General features: G+C 68.1%; 16 protein-coding genes. 5 read left to right on the top strand and 11 right to left on the bottom strand.

Annotated features, from left to right (window positions below; genetic code table 11):
• Window positions 1–39 precede the first annotated feature (39 nt).
• Window positions 40–747, top strand: a complete 708-nt coding sequence (locus BLT23_RS04515) for an HAD family hydrolase (protein ID WP_090045973.1) — start codon at window positions 40–42, stop codon at window positions 745–747.
• Between the two features lie 986 nt (window positions 748–1,733).
• Here the strand turns inward: BLT23_RS04515 and BLT23_RS04505 are convergent.
• The 3 genes from BLT23_RS04505 to BLT23_RS04495 all read right to left on the bottom strand — a co-directional run bounded on the left by BLT23_RS04505 (window position 1,734) and on the right by BLT23_RS04495 (window position 4,841).
• Entirely contained in the window at window positions 1,734–2,036 is a 303-nt protein-coding gene (locus tag BLT23_RS04505; protein WP_090046820.1) for a hypothetical protein, read from the bottom strand.
• A 1,126-nt stretch (window positions 2,037–3,162) separates the two neighbouring features.
• Window positions 3,163–3,591 carry a hypothetical protein gene (locus BLT23_RS04500; RefSeq protein ID WP_176946603.1) on the bottom strand — a complete coding sequence of 143 codons (429 nt, stop codon included), beginning with the start codon at window positions 3,589–3,591 and terminating at the stop codon, window positions 3,163–3,165.
• A gap of 65 nt (window positions 3,592–3,656) precedes the next feature.
• Window positions 3,657–4,841, bottom strand: a complete 1,185-nt coding sequence (locus tag BLT23_RS04495) for a helix-turn-helix domain-containing protein (RefSeq protein ID WP_090045969.1) — start codon at window positions 4,839–4,841, stop codon at window positions 3,657–3,659.
• A 191-nt stretch (window positions 4,842–5,032) separates the two neighbouring features.
• On the opposite strand from BLT23_RS04495, the gene BLT23_RS04490 reads away from it, so the two are divergent.
• Window positions 5,033–5,620, top strand: coding sequence for a Uma2 family endonuclease (locus tag BLT23_RS04490; RefSeq protein ID WP_090045967.1), 588 nt, complete (start codon window positions 5,033–5,035; stop codon window positions 5,618–5,620).
• 42 nt (window positions 5,621–5,662) lie between these two features.
• On the opposite strand, the gene BLT23_RS04485 is transcribed toward BLT23_RS04490, so the two are convergent.
• From BLT23_RS04485 to BLT23_RS04465, 5 genes are all read right to left on the bottom strand, one after another.
• Window positions 5,663–6,994 (bottom strand): DUF4407 domain-containing protein, encoded by a 1,332-nt coding sequence (locus BLT23_RS04485; protein ID WP_176946602.1) that lies wholly within the window; start codon window positions 6,992–6,994, stop codon window positions 5,663–5,665.
• A complete protein-coding gene (locus BLT23_RS04480; protein WP_090045963.1) occupies window positions 6,987–7,967 on the bottom strand; it encodes a hypothetical protein in 981 nt (326 codons plus the stop codon). Before BLT23_RS04480 ends, BLT23_RS04485 begins: the two co-directional genes overlap by 8 nt.
• A 16-nt stretch (window positions 7,968–7,983) precedes the next feature.
• Window positions 7,984–10,065, bottom strand: a complete 2,082-nt coding sequence (locus BLT23_RS04475) for a hypothetical protein (RefSeq protein ID WP_090045961.1) — start codon at window positions 10,063–10,065, stop codon at window positions 7,984–7,986.
• Between the two features lie 4 nt (window positions 10,066–10,069).
• Entirely contained in the window at window positions 10,070–10,771 is a 702-nt protein-coding gene (locus BLT23_RS04470) for a hypothetical protein (protein WP_143035818.1), read from the bottom strand.
• An 82-nt stretch (window positions 10,772–10,853) separates the two neighbouring features.
• On the bottom strand, window positions 10,854–11,564 hold the full coding sequence (locus tag BLT23_RS04465; RefSeq protein WP_143035817.1) for a Crp/Fnr family transcriptional regulator: 711 nt from the start codon (window positions 11,562–11,564) through the stop codon (window positions 10,854–10,856).
• Window positions 11,565–11,883: 319 nt separating this feature from the next.
• Between BLT23_RS04465 and BLT23_RS04460 the strand changes: the two genes are divergently transcribed.
• A complete protein-coding gene (locus tag BLT23_RS04460; protein ID WP_090045955.1) occupies window positions 11,884–12,288 on the top strand; it encodes a Pycsar system effector family protein in 405 nt (134 codons plus the stop codon).
• Here the strand turns inward: BLT23_RS04460 and BLT23_RS04455 are convergent.
• The 3 genes from BLT23_RS04455 to BLT23_RS04445 form a co-directional block, all read right to left on the bottom strand.
• Window positions 12,283–12,906, bottom strand: a complete 624-nt coding sequence (locus tag BLT23_RS04455; protein ID WP_090045953.1) for a Crp/Fnr family transcriptional regulator — start codon at window positions 12,904–12,906, stop codon at window positions 12,283–12,285. The two genes, BLT23_RS04460 and BLT23_RS04455, sit on opposite strands and share 6 nt — an antisense overlap.
• Before the next feature lie 36 nt (window positions 12,907–12,942).
• Complete coding sequence (locus BLT23_RS04450) at window positions 12,943–13,359, bottom strand: hypothetical protein (protein ID WP_090045950.1); 417 nt, start codon at window positions 13,357–13,359, stop codon at window positions 12,943–12,945.
• Between the two features lie 128 nt (window positions 13,360–13,487).
• A complete protein-coding gene (locus BLT23_RS04445; protein ID WP_090045949.1) occupies window positions 13,488–14,996 on the bottom strand; it encodes a sodium:solute symporter family protein in 1,509 nt (502 codons plus the stop codon).
• Between the two features lie 245 nt (window positions 14,997–15,241).
• Here BLT23_RS04445 and BLT23_RS04440 point away from each other — a divergent pair, with 245 nt between their 5' ends.
• Together BLT23_RS04440 and BLT23_RS04435 are read left to right on the top strand one after the other, a co-directional pair.
• On the top strand, window positions 15,242–15,880 hold the full coding sequence (locus BLT23_RS04440; protein ID WP_090046819.1) for a response regulator transcription factor: 639 nt from the start codon (window positions 15,242–15,244) through the stop codon (window positions 15,878–15,880).
• Between the two features lie 226 nt (window positions 15,881–16,106).
• Window positions 16,107–17,939, top strand: a complete 1,833-nt coding sequence (locus tag BLT23_RS04435) for an acyl-CoA dehydrogenase (RefSeq protein ID WP_090045947.1) — start codon at window positions 16,107–16,109, stop codon at window positions 17,937–17,939.
• Window positions 17,940–18,001 lie beyond the last annotated feature (62 nt).

The following is an 18,001-nucleotide window of genomic DNA, read 5'->3' as shown; positions in this document are numbered from 1 at the left end:
ACCCGCCTGCGCTGACCCGACCGGTGACAGACTCGAAGCATGATCGCGCCGAACGAGCTGCGGCGGCTCGTGCTCTGGGACATCGACCACACGTTGCTCCAGTCCCGCGGCATGGGACGGGAGATGTACGAGCGAGCGATCCCCGCCGCGTTCGGCCAGCCTTTCCAGCGACTTGCCGACGTCAGCGGCCGGACCGAGCTGGACATCATCACGGAGACACTGAGATTGCACCGGATCGAGCCGACTGATGCTTCGGTGGGCCAGCTCGTGAGCGCCTTGGTCGACAGCTACGAGGTCGGCCGCGATGAGTTCGCGTCGCGAGCCCGAGTGTTGCCGGGAGCACGGGAAGCTCTGGCTGCCTTGGAAGCTGACCCGGTGGTTCATCAAGGGGTGCTGACCGGGAACCTTCGGGCTGTTGCCCGCATCAAGCTGGTCGCGCTCGGTCTGGCACGTTTTCTCGACCTGGTGACGAGTGCGTACGGCGACGACCACACCGACCGGGCCGAACTGGTCGCAATCGCCAGGGAGCGTGCGGCTCGGCAGCTTGGCACTGAGTTCTCCCCGCGAGACACGGTGCTCATCGGGGACACTCCGCAGGACGTGGCCGCCGGCCTGACCGCAGGTGCGCGTGTTATCGCTGTGGCGAGTGGGCGCAGCAGTGCCGAGGACCTTCAAGCCGCTGGCGCTGAAGTCGTGCTTGCGGATCTAACGAGCACTGCCGAACTCGTGCGGCTGGTCAACGCGTAGAGCTGCCGCGTTCGGAGTTTCTTTCCTTCATTCAAGGCGGCCCCACAGGGAACCGCAGATAGAAGATAGCCAGAAATCGGTCGACATGGCTCAGGGGTGCTCGTTGCGGGAAGGTTCCCCGCCCCTGTTCCCGGCAATCATTTAACTCGGTCCTGCGTCGAAATTTCTGGTTCTACTGCTGATAGATGGGTGTTCAGGAAAGTCCGACACTGCCAACGACAGACCGTCGTTCGTGCCCATCACAACTACGACCACGACAACCACGACGTCAACTAGTGTTCCGACTGGGAGAGACTGCGTCGGGTGGCTGTACCGGCGCCGACTGCGCTCTGACCTTTACATTGTCCAAGATCATCGATCGCGCAGGTCCCTATGCCGACGATCCACCGCCGAGCGGTTCAGTGCCAAAGCTCTTGTGGGTCGAGGTGCAGATAAGCAGCAGCTTCGACATCAGAACTGGCTGTCGAACAAGAAGTACGGCGGCCTAAGACTGGCCGATGAGGGTGTGTTGCGGTTTGGTCTCCCGCGAGCGAGCCTTCACGGAAATCAGGCGCCGTGGTCACAGTCTAGTGACCAAGGCGCCCGATTTCCGCGTTTGAGCTGGCCAGTGGCTTGCAATATGCGATCGCGGAGGAGCAAGTTCCGTACCGAGACCGCTCTGTCCGACGGGTCGGCGCGGCGAGTCTACGGATGCGGGCCAATCGTAACGATAGTGATCTGGTCAGCTTCAGGGCCGTAGATCCACCATATGCGCCAGGCCGACGGTGTGTTGTTCTCGACGTACGACTCCCACAGCTGAGCCTTCCCTGGACCCGGAACTGACTGGTACGTGTGGGAACGCAACCCAGGGTAGGTAGGACCAGGTTGTTCAAGAAGGGCCAAGGCTTTTTGCACCTTTTTCCACTTCTTGATGTACTGCCTGTCCTGCAGGTCCATCATGACCTTTTCAGCCTCGGCTGTGTACAGGAGTACGTACGGCGGAGCGCTCACTCGTCCTCGTCATCCGCGTCTGCGTTGATGTTGGCCGTGACCCAGTCGAGCCGCTTGATCTTCCCCTCAGCGGCGTCGGCCAAGCCGCGGAACAGCGAAGCGCGCAACTCGTCGTTCTCCCAAACCAGCAACTCCCGCTTCGGGATGCTGACCAGGGGGGTTAGCAAGATGGCGCCTTCGTCGTTGACGGAGACAGCGTAGCGGTCGTCCTTGTGTACTCCCGCCTTGCCGAATGCGATGCGTGAGCGTTCGTCTGCAGTAACTTCGGCGACGGGGCGGAATCCTTCGAGTGTCGTCATGATGGCCCCTTGATTGAATGCTTCTTGAGCGCGCACCACTGATTGCCAACGCAGCGGCGTTGCTCATGATGGCTAGGCGACGACGAACGGTCAGCTGTCCTCCGGTGCGGAGCTGACCTGTCGTGGTTGGCGGTGGGCGGCGGTCACCTAGGCATTGGTTCACGGCGGTACGTTGTCCAGATTAGGGGTAGATGGGTATGTGGGCAATCCCCCATCCTGTCTACCCCGCCACAACGCACTTGAAGCTCTGGTTGTTCCTGACATCGTCAAACGGATCTTCTTGATCTCGACACGAGGTGTCTGACCAGCGAAAACATGGACGAGTACGTCGGCGCGACCAGGTTGGCAGGCTGACCACAGATCTGGTGACCTCGCAGCTGAAGTCCTGGAAGCTGCTGAGAGCGACGGAGTAGAACAGCGGCACGTCTGGAAGCACGACGTGATCAGTTCGCGGGCCAGAGTCCTGCGCCGAAGCACGGCGTAGACGGAGTGGATGCATCACGTGCGAGGTCGAGCGCCTCCTCGTCAGCGCGCCGCAGTGGGTTCGAATCCCAGGGTTCATGCTCCGATTTGCGCTATCAAGGCTCAGGACGGTTCGCGAGGCGAGACTTGTCGTCCAGGTGACGTTCAGGACTTGCCCTCCGAATATCCCACAGGACAGCCATGGGACACGTTCGAGGCGTGAACCCTTCCCCTGGGGCAGAAGCTTGAACGCCCAGTGGCCAAACGCCGCCCGATGGAACTTCGAGTCCGATGGGTTGTAAGACCTGGTCAACAGGTATACGTCACGGTCATCCTTGACTCCGCCCGATCGCAGGGTGAGGCATACGCCTTGCGCGCTGAAACGGGTTTCCAAGCAGCAGAGGCGGGTTCGATTCCCGTCACCCGCTCCACGACGAGGGCCCAGGTCACACAACCTGAGCCCTCGTCTTTGCCGTCACCACGCGTGTCCGCTTGGAGTTCCTCCGACCGCACAACACCGCAACCACGCAGCTCGCGGACCAAGGCCGAAGCCAGCACCCACCGCACCGCAGGGTCGTCGTACGGCACGGTCACGATCCCAGCCGCAACCGGTGCCAGTGGACCTCGTCGATAAAGCACACCTCGGACACCAGCGATCGGAAACTCACGAGCGCGAATAGCGACAGCGCCGCGCCGCAGTGCGGGACAAAGACGGACGGACACCACGGCGCAGGGCAGGCAGATGGGCGGTTCCGGTCGAGCCCATGCCTTCCGGCCAGTGACGCCAGTCGTCGCGATGGTCTCGCAGCAGCCACAGAACACCCTCGTCATCGCGGTCTGCGGGACCGCCGCACACCTGGCACAACAACAGCTCCATAGCCTGCCGTTGCCACGCCGGATGGACTCGGCCGAACTCGGGGCGCCCTTCGCCTCTGCGGGTCGAGGTCTGGCGCCAGAGGACGCCGTGCGCATCCCGGTCGGTCACCACCTCATCGGCATAAGCCACACCTCGACCGGGGTGTTCCACCAGCCGGCACGGCAAGTCTTGTTCCGTGCTCCACGCGGTGATGAACGGCGCGACGACAGAGATCATGTTCCGGAACGCTAGGAACGGGCTGACCTGGTGTTGTGCCTGGGAGGCAAGGTCACCTGGTCGAGTTACACGACCAAGCCGGCGCGGTGCGCCATCCCTCGTAGTTCCCGGCCCGCGCTGTCCCGCTTCGCCTTCGTCAGCAGTTCCGCGAGGACCGAGCGCATGAACGGGTGCCGTTGCACGTGTGCCGGTGAGATCTGTTCAGCTCGGCGCAACGCCGCGACCGCTTCCTCGAACCTTCGCGGCAGATGTGCCAGTGCGCGGCCGTACTCACGCCAGTAGGTCGCGCGTCTGGTTGCCGACGGCAGGGTTTCCGGCGTCACGGTGGTTGCGATCCGGGCGGCTGTGGCGTGGTCGCCTGCTTCGAGTGCCACGGACATCCGCCAGACACCGACGTTGCCTGGGCCGAAGCCGAACCACAGGGTGTTTCCTTCGCCGGTGTGGCGGGCCAGATCGGCTGCGTGGTCGAGTGCCGCTTGCTGTTCGGCGCGGTTTCCGCTGGCAGCGGCGGTGAGCGAAGACGTCAGGGCGAGCATTCCGGTGACTTCCGCAGCTTCCTTCGTCTTCGTTCCCACGGCTGGGGCTGACAGCGCCTGGGACGCCAGGTCGAACGCGCCGACGGCCATGAGGCCGAAGGCCGTGCCGAACGCGCTCACCGCGTGGGAGAACGGATCGTCTGCCCGTGCAGCCGCCTGCTGCGCGAGGGTGACGGCTTGCCACGCGAGATCCGGGTTGGCGCCGATGTCCGTCAACCACGCCTGGGTGCCTTGGACGTGGACCAAGGCGAGCAGACGGGACACGTCGTGTCCGGCTTCCAGGGTTGCGTGCAGGTCCCGGATCAGGAGCGGTAGTTCGGCGCCGACCAATTCGAGCCTGCAGTCTCGTTGTGCGTCCAGCAACGCGGTCGCACGGCTCGACAGCATCTCGACGGGCACGATCTCGCCACGCGGGTCGTGCATGCCGGCTGCGGCGAGCGCCAGCCTGACCTCGTTCAGCGATCGGTCTTCTGCCAACCGGCCGGGTGACACCAGCCCTGCGCCGGAGATCTCGCTCGGGGCCACTTCCAGGGCGTTCGCGAGGTTCACGATCAACGAGCGGCGGTCCAACGCCCGTGCGCCGGACTCCAGGCGTGACAGGTAGGAGGTGGAGATGCCCGCGAGGCCGGCGACGACCGCGAGCGACTTCCCCCGCGCGTGCCGGATCTGGCGGAGGCGGCGGCCGATGTCGTTCGCGGAGGGTTCGTCGGTCACGGCCGCACCTCGTTCGCCTGGAGGTCTCGTTCCAGAGTAGCCGGACGAAGCGGGCCGTCACGCCGCGACGCGTTCGTCCACCACCGCCTTGAGCAGCGCCCTCTGTTGGTCTTCAGCTCGGCGACACTCGCATTCGCACTGCTCAGGCGTAAGCAGGGGATAGTGGTGACCAACGACGAACCGGAAGCGAGGTGACCGCGGTTACCGATCTCGCACACCCCATCGGCCCGACCACCGTCGACGAGTGGCGTTCTGCCGATCACCCCGACGACGGGTCCCAACTTGAGCTGATCTGGGGTTACTACCACGAGTCGCCGCCACCAGGCGGCCCACATCAGTACGCGCTGGGAGCTCTCTACCGCGCTCTGTGGCAAGCGGTGGAAGGCAACGACAGGCTGCATGCCGTCACGGGTGTGGGTATTGAGATCTCGACTGCTATCCGCACCGCGTTGATCCCTGACGTTGCTTTGCTCAACACGCTGCCCACGACAACGAGCTTCCCCGCGTCGGCATTGGTGCTCGCCGTTGAGATCTGGTCTCCAGGCAACAACGTGCATGAAAGAGAGACCAAGGTGGCCGGGTACGCCATCGCCGGTGTGCCTTACCTGTGGACCGTCGACATGCACGCAGGCCGTCGAGCCGCCACGTTGCGCGCCTTCGAACTGGTAGGCGGCACATACCGGGAACGAACGCCCATGCCGACCGGTGATGGTGCCGGCCGCGTTGTGGTCCAAGGGCCCGTCGAAGTCTCCGTCGACTTGGCCTCGCTGGTTCCCTGACGCCGTGGGCCCCGGCTGATGCTCAGCCGGGGCCCATACGTGTCACGCCGCGAGGCGTTCGTTCACCACCGTCTTCTCCTCGGCCTCCCGCAGCAGCAGGGCGGCGAGTTCGTCCACAGCGGACTCCGACTTGCGGTTGGTGGCCACCTGGTGTTCGCGGAGCTCCAGGTCGATCTCGGCCATGCGCTTGCGTTCGGCGATCTCGATCTCGCGGAGCTGGATGCGCCAGCTGCTCGACCTGCGGGCCTCTTCGACGCGCAGTTCCTCGTTCTCGCTCTTCACCGCGCTGGTGAGGTGGGTTTCGACGATGCGTTCGTAGGCGGTGACGCCGCCGAAGATCTTCACGAGCACGGGCAGGCAGTCGATGACGATCAGGAACAGGCGGACTGCCCACAGGGCGGCGAGGAGGAAGGCGTTGCCTGCCACCAGTTCGTCCAGTGCTTTGAAGCGTTCCAGCAGGCCGATGCCGTTGTAGGTGTCGTGCTTGGCTTGGACGCGGGTGCGGATCTCGGCGGCGATCGCCTTGTCGTGGTCCGCTTTCGCGGTGCCGGTGTTCTGCTCCAGGTCGGAGATGCGGGTGGTGAGGTCGTCGAGCTTCGCCTTGTTCGGGGCGATCGGGTGGGCGGCGGCGTAGTCGTCGGCCTGTTTGCGGAGTCTGAGGCACTCGGGGCCGGCGCCTGCCACGCCGGTGAGGCCGTCGCCGCCTACTCCTGCGCACTCGCGGCGGGCGAGGTCTTCCAGTTTTCCGTGTTCTTCGGTGTCGCGTCTGATGGTGGCTTCCAGGGCGGCGGCGTCCTCGCGGCGGTTGGCCAGTTCCTGTTCGAGGCTTGCCGGGGTGGTGCCGGTGCGGATCTTGTCGGCCTCGGTGCAGCCGGTCGTCGGGGCGGCGCCGCTGGTGGGGTTGCAGCCGGCCAGGCGCTTCTCGAACGCCTCGATCTCGGCTCGGCGGCCTTCCTGCACGTGCTGTTCGATGGCCTTGCCGAAGATGCCGAGGACCAGCGGCTCGGCGATGATCACGCCGAAGAAGCAGGCGAGCACGAGCCTCGGCACGAGCAGCCACGCCCTTCTCGTCCACTTCGAGCCGGTCGAGCTCGACACCAGCCAGCGGTCGAGGTTCAGCACGAACAGGCCCCACAGGAGCATCGGCAGCAGGAGGGCGATGCTCCAGCCGTCGAAGATCTGCGCCAGGGCCAGGCCGAACGAGGCGGTGGCGATCGTGGCGGTGCCGAGGACCGCTCCGCCCACGCCGGTGTAGCGGGCGCGTTCGTGCGGCACGGTGGCGAGGACCTTCTCGTCCACGCCCGCGAACGTGCGCAGCTTGCGACCGAGGTCCAGGTCGCGGGGGAGCGGCCGGAGCTTCGTCAGGTCAGGCAAGGTCGTCCTCATTCGGTGCGAATCCCGGCTTGTCGTCGTTCTGGCCCGCCGTGACCGCACGCCTGCGGCCCGCCGGTGCGATCTGGGGAGCCGGCTGCACGCCGAGCTTGGCCTGGGTGATCTTGTCGATCAGGTGGGCCGGGTCGTAGCCGATGTGGTTCAGCCCGTCCGCGTTTCCCAGCAGCGACAGCACCCGCAGGGCGTTCTGCACTTCCAGCTCCGTGTCGGCACGCTTCTGCGCGGCGATCTGCGCGGCGGTGATCTCGCCGCGGCTCAACGCCATGGCGTCCGCCATCTCCGGGCCCTGGCTGATCATGTCGCGCAGGAACTCGGCGGATCCCCTCTGCCCGCTGAGCTTCAGCGTCGTGTACTGCTGCTCCCACGCCTCCTCCTGCATCCTGCCGCCGTGCGTGCGCAGCTCGCCGGGCGTCAGAACCTCCACTGTGGACAGTTCTACGGCGAGGCCGGGAACCCTGGGCTGTTCCAGCCGGCAGTACGCGGTGACCCGCGCGTTCACCAGCTTGCGCACCTCGTTCAGCTCGTCGATGCGGTAGTCGCAGCCCAGTTCCACGAGTGGACGGTCGCGGCGCAGGTACTCGCGCAGCACGTGGGCGGCGTTCGTCAGGCGGCTGGCCACGACCACCTCGGCGTCGGTGACGGTGCAGCCGAACCGGACGTGCACCAGGAAGTCGTTGCCGGGGTTGGCGGACGGGATCGCCAGCTCGACGTCGACGAGCCTGGCGCGGACGTCGACGACGCTCACGGTGACCGCGTCGATCACCGCCTCCTCCGCGCCGGTGAGGTGGCGGCGCTCGCTGAACGCCTCGTAGCGGCCGCCGACCTCGAACACGAGCACCGTGCCGGGGTTCTGCGGCGGCAGCTCGGAGACGTCCCTGCGCTTGGTGAACACCCGCCGCTTCACCGCGGGCAGGGTCCGCTCCTCGCAGACCGGGTAGTTGTCGTTGTGCGTCATCGGTGGTGTTCTCCCCCTACCAGTCGGATCCGGTTGCGAAGGTGGCGAGCAGCGCGGAGACGATCTGCTCGGCGATGCCCGCGCCACCGGCGGGACCGCCGAGCTCCTGGCCGAGCGAACGGCGCAGGATCTCGGTCTCCGTGTCGGTCAGGCAGACGCGCACCACCTCGCCGAGCCGGACGATCACGGTCTTCGCGACCTCGTCCTCGCCGAGTGCGGTGAGCGTGCGGCGCAGCGCGTCGATCCCCCTCCCCCGATGGCGCGCGCTGCGCACTGTCTCCGCCCAGAGCTCCCCGACCACCCGCAGGTTCTGCGGCTGCTCGCGCAGCACACCGGCCATCGCGGTCTCGCCGGAGTCGGGACGGGTGGCGCCGAGCACCGCGACGACGGTGTCGAGCGCCGGCATCGGGCGGCCGTCGTCGACCGCCGTGTCCAGTCCGCGCTGGACGAACCGCAGCAGGCTGCCCGCGTCCGCGCCGTCGCCCGCGTTCGCGCAGAACAACGCCGCGATGGACTGCCGAGCCACCCTGCTCTCGATGCCGCCGCGGGACGCGAGGTGCCACAGCCACGTCAGCGCGGGCAGCTGGTAGCGGATGCCGAGCGCGCCGCCGAGGGCGTTGGCGGCGGTGGTGCGCCGTTTGATCCGGCTGTCGCGCACCCACCTCAGGACGAGGTCGAGCGCGACGGGTGCCAGCGAGTCGTCGATGCACATCCACGACAGCACGTACGCGGTGGCGACGCGTTCCGGGCCGGTGCCGTTGGACCACGGCATGAGGAACGACTCCTCGACCTCTCCCCACGAGTCGCGGCCGAGCAGCGCCAAGCCCAGTGCGAGCTGGAGGTGCACTTCGGACACCGGCGTCTTGACCACCTCGTGGGCCCACGTCCGCACGGGCGCCCACACCTCGATGCCGAACCGTTCGGCCAGTTCGGCGGCGACGTGCTCGCGGTGGTTCGGAAAGCGGAAGACGATCCGGCGTTCCCGGCCGGGGTCGCCGAACTCCGCCGACAGGTCGCGGGTGACGGTGAAGAGCGTCCCGTCGTTGGCCCAGTCGACCCGGCGCTGCGGCGGCGGGCTGTCGAGCGCGCGCATCTGCGGCCCGACCATCTCGTTCCCGCCGGACGCGCCGAGCTCGAGCAGCCGCTCCAGCAGCACCTCGAACTTCCGCACCGGCACGCCGTAGGCGAACAGCGCCGCGGCGGCCGAGAGCACCTCGCTCAACGTGCGCCGGTCCTCGTCGAACCAGTCCCGCACCATCTGGGCCGACGAGCTGGTCAGCTCGGCGAGAGCCGCGGCTCCGCCTTGCCGCGCGGCCGTTCCGGCCACCGCCACGACCGTGCGCGGAGGCTGGTCCGCGATGCGCTTGCGCACCAGGGCGAGGTCGGCGTCGCCGTCCGGGACGTCGCCGAAGTACCTGTCGAACAACAGCTCCGAGTCCGGCGGCTGCCAGTCGACGACGAACCGGCGCAGGTGCCTGCGCAACGCGCCCGGCGACCCGAGCGTGATCACCATGTACGAGCCGTTGCGCGCCAGTTCGGCCTGGACGCGCTCGATCTCGAACCGCTGCTGGACGGACGCGGCTCCGCTGTCCAGCCGGTCGGCCATCAGGTAGCCGCGGCCGGGTGCGATGCGCAGCTCCGCGAAGTCGCTGGACGGAGCGAGCGCCACGACGGGGCTCCCCTCCGGCAGCACCGAGCAGAGCCCGGCGATCGCCCCTGTCCGCTTGCCGATGCCGTCCACGCCCACCGCCACGGCGAGGTGCTCGGCCCGCAGCAGCCGTTCGAACTCGTCGAAGCAGCCGGGGCGGACGTAGTCCTGCCGGACGGCGTCGATCTCGGCCCTGCTGATCGGACCGGTCGCGCGCCGGGTGGAGGCCGAGACGGACACGCCGAACCTGGCGTTGGCCGCGTCGACCTCCGCGTAGAAGTTGTTGATGACCTGGTTGCCGCGCGACCGTTCGGCGGCGGACGCCTCGTCGAGGTCCTCGTCCTCCTGGTCGTCCACCAGCGGCTCGGCGACGTCCTCCTGCCGGTGGGCGTCGGGCGCCTCGCCGGGCGCCGCGGCCGGGACCTCGCCGGTCTCGTTGTCCGGGTCCACGCGGTCAGCCCTCCCTGAACCCGAACGTCGCGTGCTCCGCGTTGACGACGTCGTGGAACTCGATGTGCGCCACCCGGCCCGCGGGTGCGGGCTTCGCGGCACGCGGCTGTCCGAGGTCGAGCGCGTGCACGTCGGAACCGGGCACGCGCAGCCAGCCCTTGGCGGTGATCTCCTTGTTGGTCACGTCGATCTCGCGGAAGTCCTTGGGGGACAACGAGGTGTGGCCCTGCCGCACGACGTGGTCGAACACCTCGGGCGAGAGGACGACGGCGAGGTTCGAGTCCGGTGCGGCGGTCAGCGCCTGTTTCACCGCGGCACCGTTGACGAGCCGGCACACGTGCACGACGCCTTGGCCGCCGAACCCGAGGGCGGCGGGGTGGACGACGCCGTGGTGCAGCGCGACGCGCAGCCGCAGGCGCCTGCTCGGCGGGACACCGAGGTTGACGACGGACAGCTCCCGGTCGAGGGCGGCGATGAACGGGTCGACGACGGCGGGCTCGAACTCGGCGGACGGGATGACCGCGAGCTCCTCGTCGCCCTTGGGCTGGCGCTGCCAGGTGTCCCTGGCGAGCCCCGCCTGCTCCGCGGCCCTGCCCAGCACCTCGGACAGCTGTTCCTGGACGACGGCCTTCTCCGGGTCGCTGCGCCTTCCGTAGCCTTCCGCGTCCGCGGTCATGCAGAGGGCGCGGTTGAATGGATCAACCATTCCACTTCCTTTCAGGACGGAGCGTCGGCGCCGATGGCGCGCTCCGCCGGAACTTTCCACCGGAACAGACGAACGACATTCCCTACTGGAGGGGGTTGTCGGGAAAATTCTCCGCGCGCCGCTTCAGCTCGACGCTGTCGAGGAGCAGACAACCGCGGTACTTCCACTTGAGCAGACCACTGTTTTCGAGTTCACGCAGTTCCGATTCCGTGGCCGAGAGCGAGACCCCCGCCAACGACGCCAGCTCCCGCTGCGTGATCGGGACCGACAACGCCACGCCGGATTCCACCGGAGTTCCGTGCACGGTGAACAACTCGTCCACCACGCGCGCGATCTTGACCGGGACGCGCCGGGAGACCGCCGCGTCCAGCCTCCGTTCGTTGGCCGACCGCAACCGCGCGGACAGCATCCGGCCGAACTCGAGCGCCGCCGCCGGGTGCGCTCCGAGGAACCGCTCCCAGTCGGTCCACGCGATGGACCGGTAGCGGATCGGGACGCACGTCCGCACGCTCGCACTGCGGGGCCTGCGCTCCAGCGGCCCCATCTCCCCGACCAGGTCACCGGCGGTGCGCACGGCCAGCAGGGTTCTCTCCCCGCGTGGGAGGTCGACCTCGACCTTGACGTAGCCGGACAGCAGCAGGATCACGTCGGTGCCGTGCTCGCCCTGGCGCAGGATCGACTCGCCAGGACCTCTGAACCGTTCCGTTCCGAGCGCGAGCACGCTTTTCCGCGCCGCCGCGGACAACCTGCCGAGAAGAGTCCGCACCGGCCAGCCACTGCCGTCGTGAGTCAACCGACCTCCACGAACGCCGAGGAAGGAATCTGTCAGAAGAAGAGAGGAGTTCGCTTCTCGCCATCAGCCGAAGCGCGAGAACAATAGCGCGTCAATCAGCACCGCACGAACCGGGTGCACCCCGGCGTCCTATGCCAAGCGACATGTACATGAATCGTCCCTTCCGGACGAGAAACTGGACACCCCCGGAGTAGTACCGCGGCACGGGCCGGACGGTCTGCGGCAAATGTCGCAGAAAGCACCGCGAGCTCGCACACGATCAGCTGTTTCCGTTCAACCCGAAGATCATGAACAGTGGTCTCGGGAGAACGGGGACGACATGAGCGGACCGGAACTGGCCATCCGGCGGAGCAGAGCGTGGATCAGGAACGCGGACGGGAAGGCGGGGTTGTGCGCGACCGCCGTGGCGGGGCTGGCCGCCGCGGCCGCGAGCCAGCGACCGCTGCTCGGTCCGGTCGCCCGCGCGGCGGGGGTGTGGAACGTGGTGGCGCTCGTCGCGTTCGGGCTCTCCGCGGTGACGCTGGCGGCGTCGGCCGTCTTCCTGGTGCGGGCGCTGCTGCCGAGGCGACCCGCCCGGCTGCCGTCCGGCGACGAGGAGGGCTGGGCCTATGCCCACACCCTCGCCCGAGTGGCGCGCTCGAAGTACCGGGCGCTGAGACGCGCGCTGGTGCTGTGGATCGTGTCGGCCGGGTTCCTGGTCACGTGGATCGTGATCGCGTCATGACCCGGCGCTCTCGGCGGCCAGCAGGTCCCGCCGCAGCACGACGATCGTGCGCCGCGCGGTGCTGACCAGCCCGTCCTCCCGCATCCCCCGCAACGCGCGGACCACGGACTCCCTGGTAGCCCCGATCGCGTGCCCGAGCTCCTCCTGGGTCAGCAGCGAGCCGACGTCGTCGCCGTAGGTCGTGACGAGCTCCAGCAGCAGCCGGGCGAGCCGCTGCCGGGTCGGCAGGGTGCCCAGGTCGACGCGCTTGGTGTTGGCCTCCTCCACCCGCAGCACGAGCCGCCGCATCAGCTCCCTGCCCACCTCCGGCTCGTCCTCGGCGAGCCGCTCGAACCTCGCCGCGGGCACGACGAGGCCGACCACCTCGGTCACCGCCGTCACCATCGCGGTGCGCGGGCGTCCGGCCAGGACGCCGAAGTCACCGATCAGCTCGCCGGCCCCGCGCAGGGCGAGCAGGCTCTCCCTGCCGTTGGCGGACAGGTGGGCGACCCGGCAGATGCCCCGCTCGACGTACAGCACCGACACCGCGACCTCGTGCTGGCGGACGATCATGCCGCCACGCGGGAACGCCGTCCTGGTGCCGATCCTCGACAGCGCCGCGTGCAACTGGGTGCTCACCCGCCCAGTGTGCCGCCAGGCAGGGGAGAACGGCGGTCAGTCGACCGGGAGTCCCCACGGACGCCGGTCCAGTTCCACCCAGCCGCCGCCCTGCGCCAGCGCGGCCCGCACCCCGGCCACGTGGTCGGCGAACGACGCGAGGTCGCCGTGCAGCAGCTCGGCGCGTTCGTCGTCCAGCGGGTACGTGTCGTCGTGCCAGAGGTCGACCGGGAAGGAGGCCACGAAGACCATCGACTGCAACAGCTGCAGCAGGGCCACGGAGGGGCGGGTGGTCTCGGCGAGGTAGTCCGTCCTGATCGACTCGCACGCCGCGAGCAGCCCGCGGACCTGGTGGATGGCGCCGGCGGGCGTGCCGTCCCAGGACGGGCCCGGGAAGACGCGGTCGCTCAGCTCCAGCCAGAGCCGCCAGCCCGTGGCCAGCTCGGCATCGTCCGCGGGACACCACTTACCCATGCGTCCACTGTGCATGTCCGAGTTGCCGGAGTCTCGTGACGATGACGCACGACACGGCAACCATCAGGTCACAAGCGCGTCAGCGGCGGCGACCCGGTCCGGGTGCGCCGCCGCCGGAACCGGGCGGGTTACGCCTTCACCTTCTCCTGCTCCGGCTCGTCGGAACCGAGCGAGTCGAGCAGGACATCCCGTTCGCTGCTCGGCTCCTTCTTCAGGAAGCCGATGGCCAGGTAGAGGATGAGCGACAGCAGCAGCGGCCACGACACGAGCACGCCCTTGGTGACCCAGGCTGCCTTGTTCATCTGCTCGACGTAGAGGAACGCCCACAGGCCGAGACCGCCGACGACCGAGGCGATGGCGGCGGTGGAGCCGACCCGGCGGAACCACGGGAGCAGGCCGAGCATCAGCGGGATGGCGATCGGGCCCATCGTGGCGGCGACGAGGTCGACGACGACCTTCAGCACGAAGCCCTGTCCCCCGGAGGCGATGGCGATGACCATGCTCAGGCCGATGAACGAGAACGTCGTGACACGAGCCAGCAGGAGCTGGTTCTCCGCCGAGAACGTCCTGACCTTCTTCCACAGGTGCGGCAGCATGTCGCGGTTGACGACGGCCGCGATCACGTTGGCGTCGGAGGAGACCATCGCCATCGTGTGCGAGAAGAAGCCGGCCAGGACGAGGCCGACCATGCCCGCGGGCAGCATCTCCTTGCCCATCTCGATGTAGGCGTTCTCCGCCTGCGCGCCCTCCAGGCCCGGCACGATCAGCGGAGCGGCCCACATGGGCAGGAACAGCACGAGCGGCCACACGAGCCACAGCGCGGCCGACAGCAGCGCGGACCGCTTGGCCGCGAAACCGGACGGCGCGGCCATGTAGCGCTGTGCCAGGTTCCACATGCCGCCGTTGTACTCGAGCGTCTTGATCAGGAAGAGCGCCATCAGGAACGTCGAGGTGTACGGGCCGGCGAGCGGGTCGCTGTGGCTGTCCGGCAACCGGTCCCAGATCGTCGCGGGGAAGCCCCAGCCGAGGCGGCCCGCGACGGCGAAGAACATCGCGAAGCCCGCCGCCGCCTGGATGACGAACTGGCCGAAGTCGGTGAGGGCGTCGGCCCAGAGGCCGCCGAGGACGGAGTAGACCATCGTGACCAGGCCGATGAGCACGATGCCCCAGGTGATCGGCACACCGGCGAAGCCGCGCAGCAGGATCGCGACGGCCGCCCACTTGGCGGCGATGTCGACGACCTTGAGCAGCGCTCCCGCGTAGGCCATCACCTGCTGGGTGGGCACGTTGTAGCGCTGGGCCAGGTACTCGAGCGGGGAGGCGACGCCGTGCTTGGAGCGCAGCCGGTTCCAGCGCGGCGCGAACAGGAAGGCGCCGATGCCGACACCGATGCCGATGGTGAGCGCCCACCACACGTAGACCGTCAGGCCGAGCCGGTACGCCTCGGACGCGAAGGCGACGAACATGACGGCGCTGTAGCCCGACATGTGGTGCGAGATGCCGGACAGCCACCACGGCATCCTGCCGTCCGCGGTGAAGAAGTCGGCGATGTTGCGAATCCGCCCACGCGACCAGAGTCCGATCGCCACCATCACGAAGAAGTAGCCGACCACGACCAGCCAGTCGAGGGTGCCCATGTGACCTCCTGCGTGTGTGCACACACGTGTGCCAGCGAGAAGCACCAGGTCTGTGGGCGGCGGAACCTGGCACATCCGCATGGGATATGTGACGTAGGTCTTACGAGCCCGTTGCCGCGGGCGGAAGACGTTCGCGGCTCTTGCATCACATTCGTGACCCTTGTTCATCCACATGAACGGACTCACCGGCGTCACGCCCCCGCGGGAACGACGTCACTCGTCTGGAAGCACGAACGGAGGTGCTGATGCTCCCGCCAGGCCGGCCTGCTCCCGGCATCGCGCTCATCGACCCTGTCCCGCTGTACCGCGAGGGTCTGTGTGCGCTGGTCAGACGCGCACCAGGACTGCGGTGGCTGGGATCGGCGGGCGACCTGCACTCCGCCGTGCGCCTGCACGCGCGGCTGCGCCCCGACCTCCTGCTCGTCGACTCCCTGATCGACCCCGGCGGCCACCTCACGCGGCTGCTCGTCGACCGCGACCCGGCGCTGCTCGTCATCGGGCTCGTCCGCGACGCCCACGCGCACGGCAACTACCTGACCGTCGCGCGGGAGGCGGGCGTCAGCGGCGTCGTGCCGCGCAGCGCCCAGCCGGGCCAGGTCATGCGGGTGATCGCCGAGACGTGCCGGGCGCGCGGCTTCGCGCACCCCGACCTGCGGGCGAAGGAACGGCCCGTGCTGACGCGGCGCGAGTACGAGGTGCTCACGCTCATCGCGGAGGGGCTGGAGAACCAGCAGGTCGCGGCCGAGCTCGTGGTGTCCGTGGAGACCGTGCGCAGCCACGTGAAGGGCATCCTGCGCAAGCTCAGCGCCCGCGACCGGACGCACGCGGTGTCGCTGGCCTACCGGTCGGGGCTGCTGCTGAGCGGTCCGTCCGCGCTCGATTAGCCGGAGCACCTCCTCGCCGCCGGCATCGGGCGACGGATTTCTCAAGACGCTCCCCGAGCGCCCGGCAGGCGTCTGACCGGCCCTCATGTCCGATTCAGGCGGGGCGGAGGAGTGTTCCGTTCGCCACCAGCGGGTGGACGGCCTTGCCGGGGTTACTGTCGAGTAATACTCTGTTGTTACCGGTCAGTAGGCGTTCCGCCCCGACCCTGAGGAGTGAGCTGACGAGATGGGCCACTACAAGAGCAACGTCCGGGATCTCGAGTTCAACCTGTTCGAGGTCTTCAACGTGCAGGACCACCTCGGCAAGGGGCCGTTCGAGCAGGCCGACGAGGACACCGCTCGCGGCGTTCTGGCCGAGATGAAGGCCCTCGCGGAGGGTCCGCTCGCGGACTCCTTCGCCGATGCCGACCGCAACCCGCCGAAGTACGACCCGGCGACGTTCTCGGCCACCCTGCCCGAGTCGCTGAAGAAGTCGTACAAGGCGCTCTGGGACGGCGAGTGGTACCGCATGTTCCTGCCGGAGGAGCTGGGCGGCTTCGGCACGCCGCCTTCGGTCGCGTGGGCCGCGTCCGAGCTGATCCTCGGCGCGAACCCGCCGGTCTACATGTACCTCGCGGGCCCGAGCTTCGCGACGGTCGTCTACAACAACGGCACCGAGCGCGACAAGCACTGGGCGCAGCTGATGATCGACCGCGGCTGGGGCGCCACGATGGTGCTGACCGAGCCGGACGCCGGTTCGGACGTCGGCGCGGGCCGCACCAAGGCCATCAAGCAGGACGACGGTTCCTGGCACATCGAGGGCGTGAAGCGGTTCATCACGTCCGCCGACCAGGACCTGACCGAGAACATCATGCACCTGGTGCTGGCGCGTCCCGAGGGCGAAGGCATCGAGGCGAAGCCGGGCACCAAGGGCCTGTCGCTGTTCCTCGTGCCGAAGTTCCACTTCGACCCGCAGACCGGTGACCTGGGTGAGCGCAACGGCGCCTTCGTGACCAACGTCGAGCACAAGATGGGCATCAAGGCGTCCACCACGTGCGAGCTGACGTTCGGCCAGCACGGCACCCCGGCCAAGGGCTGGCTGCTGGGCGAGGTGCACGACGGCATCGCGCAGATGTTCGACGTCATCGAGTACGCCCGCATGATGGTCGGCACGAAGGCCATCGCGACGCTGTCGACCGGCTACCTGAACGCGCTGTCCTACGCCAAGGAGCGCGTCCAGTCCGCCGACCTCACGCGCATGACGGACAAGACCGCGCCGCGCGTCACCATCACCAACCACCCGGACGTGCGCCGCAGCCTGATGCTGCAGAAGGCGTACGCCGAGGGCCTGCGCGCCGTGTACCTGTACACCGCGACGTTCCAGGACAAGGTGAAGCTGGGCGAGGACGCTGAGCTCGCGACCAAGGTCAACGACCTGCTGCTGCCGATCGTCAAGGGCGTCGGCTCCGAGCGCGCGTACGAGCAGCTGGCGCAGTCGCTGCAGACGCTGGGCGGTTCGGGCTTCCTGCAGGAGTACCCGATCGAGCAGTACATCCGCGACTCGAAGATCGACTCCCTGTACGAGGGCACCACGGCCATCCAGTCGCTGGACTTCTTCTTCCGGAAGATCATCCGCGACAAGGGCCAGGCGCTCGCCTACATCAACGGCGAGATCCAGTCGTTCCTCGACAACGAGGGCGGCAACGGCCGGCTCAAGGAGGAGCGCGCGCTGCTCAAGCAGGCCCTCGAGGACCTGCAGGGCATGCTCGGCTCGCTCGTCGGCTTCCTGACCTCGTCGCAGGAGGACGTCCGCAACCTCTACAAGGTCGGCCAGAACTCGGTCAGCCTGCTGATGACCGCGGGTGACGTGCTCATCGGCTGGCTGCTGCTGCGCCAGGCCGAGGTCGCCCTGCAGAAGCTCGGCGGCGAGCCGTCGGCCAAGGACAAGGCGTTCTACGAGGGCAAGGTCGCGGTGGCGTCGTTCTTCGCGAAGAACGTGCTGCCGGAGCTGACCGCGCGCCGCAAGATCGCGGAGTCCACCGACAACTCGCTGATGGACGTCGACGAGAGCGCCTTCTGACGCTCTCCGGCAGACCACGGTCCCCGCACCTCGGGCAGAGGTGCGGGGACCGTTTTCATTGC

The organism is Lentzea fradiae (genome assembly GCF_900100955.1).
Lineage (GTDB): Bacteria > Actinomycetota > Actinomycetes > Mycobacteriales > Pseudonocardiaceae > Lentzea > Lentzea fradiae.
This window is presented reverse-complemented; position numbering and strand designations above follow the sequence as displayed.

What these genes read in the sequence shown, in the direction of transcription:
- BLT23_RS04515 (WP_090045973.1), top strand. Translation starts at nt 40, where the DNA reads ATGATCGCGCCGAACGAGCTGCGGCGGCTCGTGCTCTGGGACATCGAC.
- BLT23_RS04505 (WP_090046820.1), bottom strand. Translation starts at nt 2,036, where the DNA reads ATGACGACACTCGAAGGATTCCGCCCCGTCGCCGAAGTTACTGCAGAC.
- BLT23_RS04500 (WP_176946603.1), bottom strand. Translation starts at nt 3,591, where the DNA reads ATGATCTCTGTCGTCGCGCCGTTCATCACCGCGTGGAGCACGGAACAA.
- BLT23_RS04480 (WP_090045963.1), bottom strand. Translation starts at nt 7,967, where the DNA reads ATGACGCACAACGACAACTACCCGGTCTGCGAGGAGCGGACCCTGCCC.
- BLT23_RS04470 (WP_143035818.1), bottom strand. Translation starts at nt 10,771, where the DNA reads ATGGTTGATCCATTCAACCGCGCCCTCTGCATGACCGCGGACGCGGAA.
- BLT23_RS04460 (WP_090045955.1), top strand. Translation starts at nt 11,884, where the DNA reads ATGAGCGGACCGGAACTGGCCATCCGGCGGAGCAGAGCGTGGATCAGG.
- BLT23_RS04450 (WP_090045950.1), bottom strand. Translation starts at nt 13,359, where the DNA reads ATGGGTAAGTGGTGTCCCGCGGACGATGCCGAGCTGGCCACGGGCTGG.
- BLT23_RS04445 (WP_090045949.1), bottom strand. Translation starts at nt 14,996, where the DNA reads ATGGGCACCCTCGACTGGCTGGTCGTGGTCGGCTACTTCTTCGTGATG.
- BLT23_RS04440 (WP_090046819.1), top strand. Translation starts at nt 15,242, where the DNA reads ATGCTCCCGCCAGGCCGGCCTGCTCCCGGCATCGCGCTCATCGACCCT.
- BLT23_RS04435 (WP_090045947.1), top strand. Translation starts at nt 16,107, where the DNA reads ATGGGCCACTACAAGAGCAACGTCCGGGATCTCGAGTTCAACCTGTTC.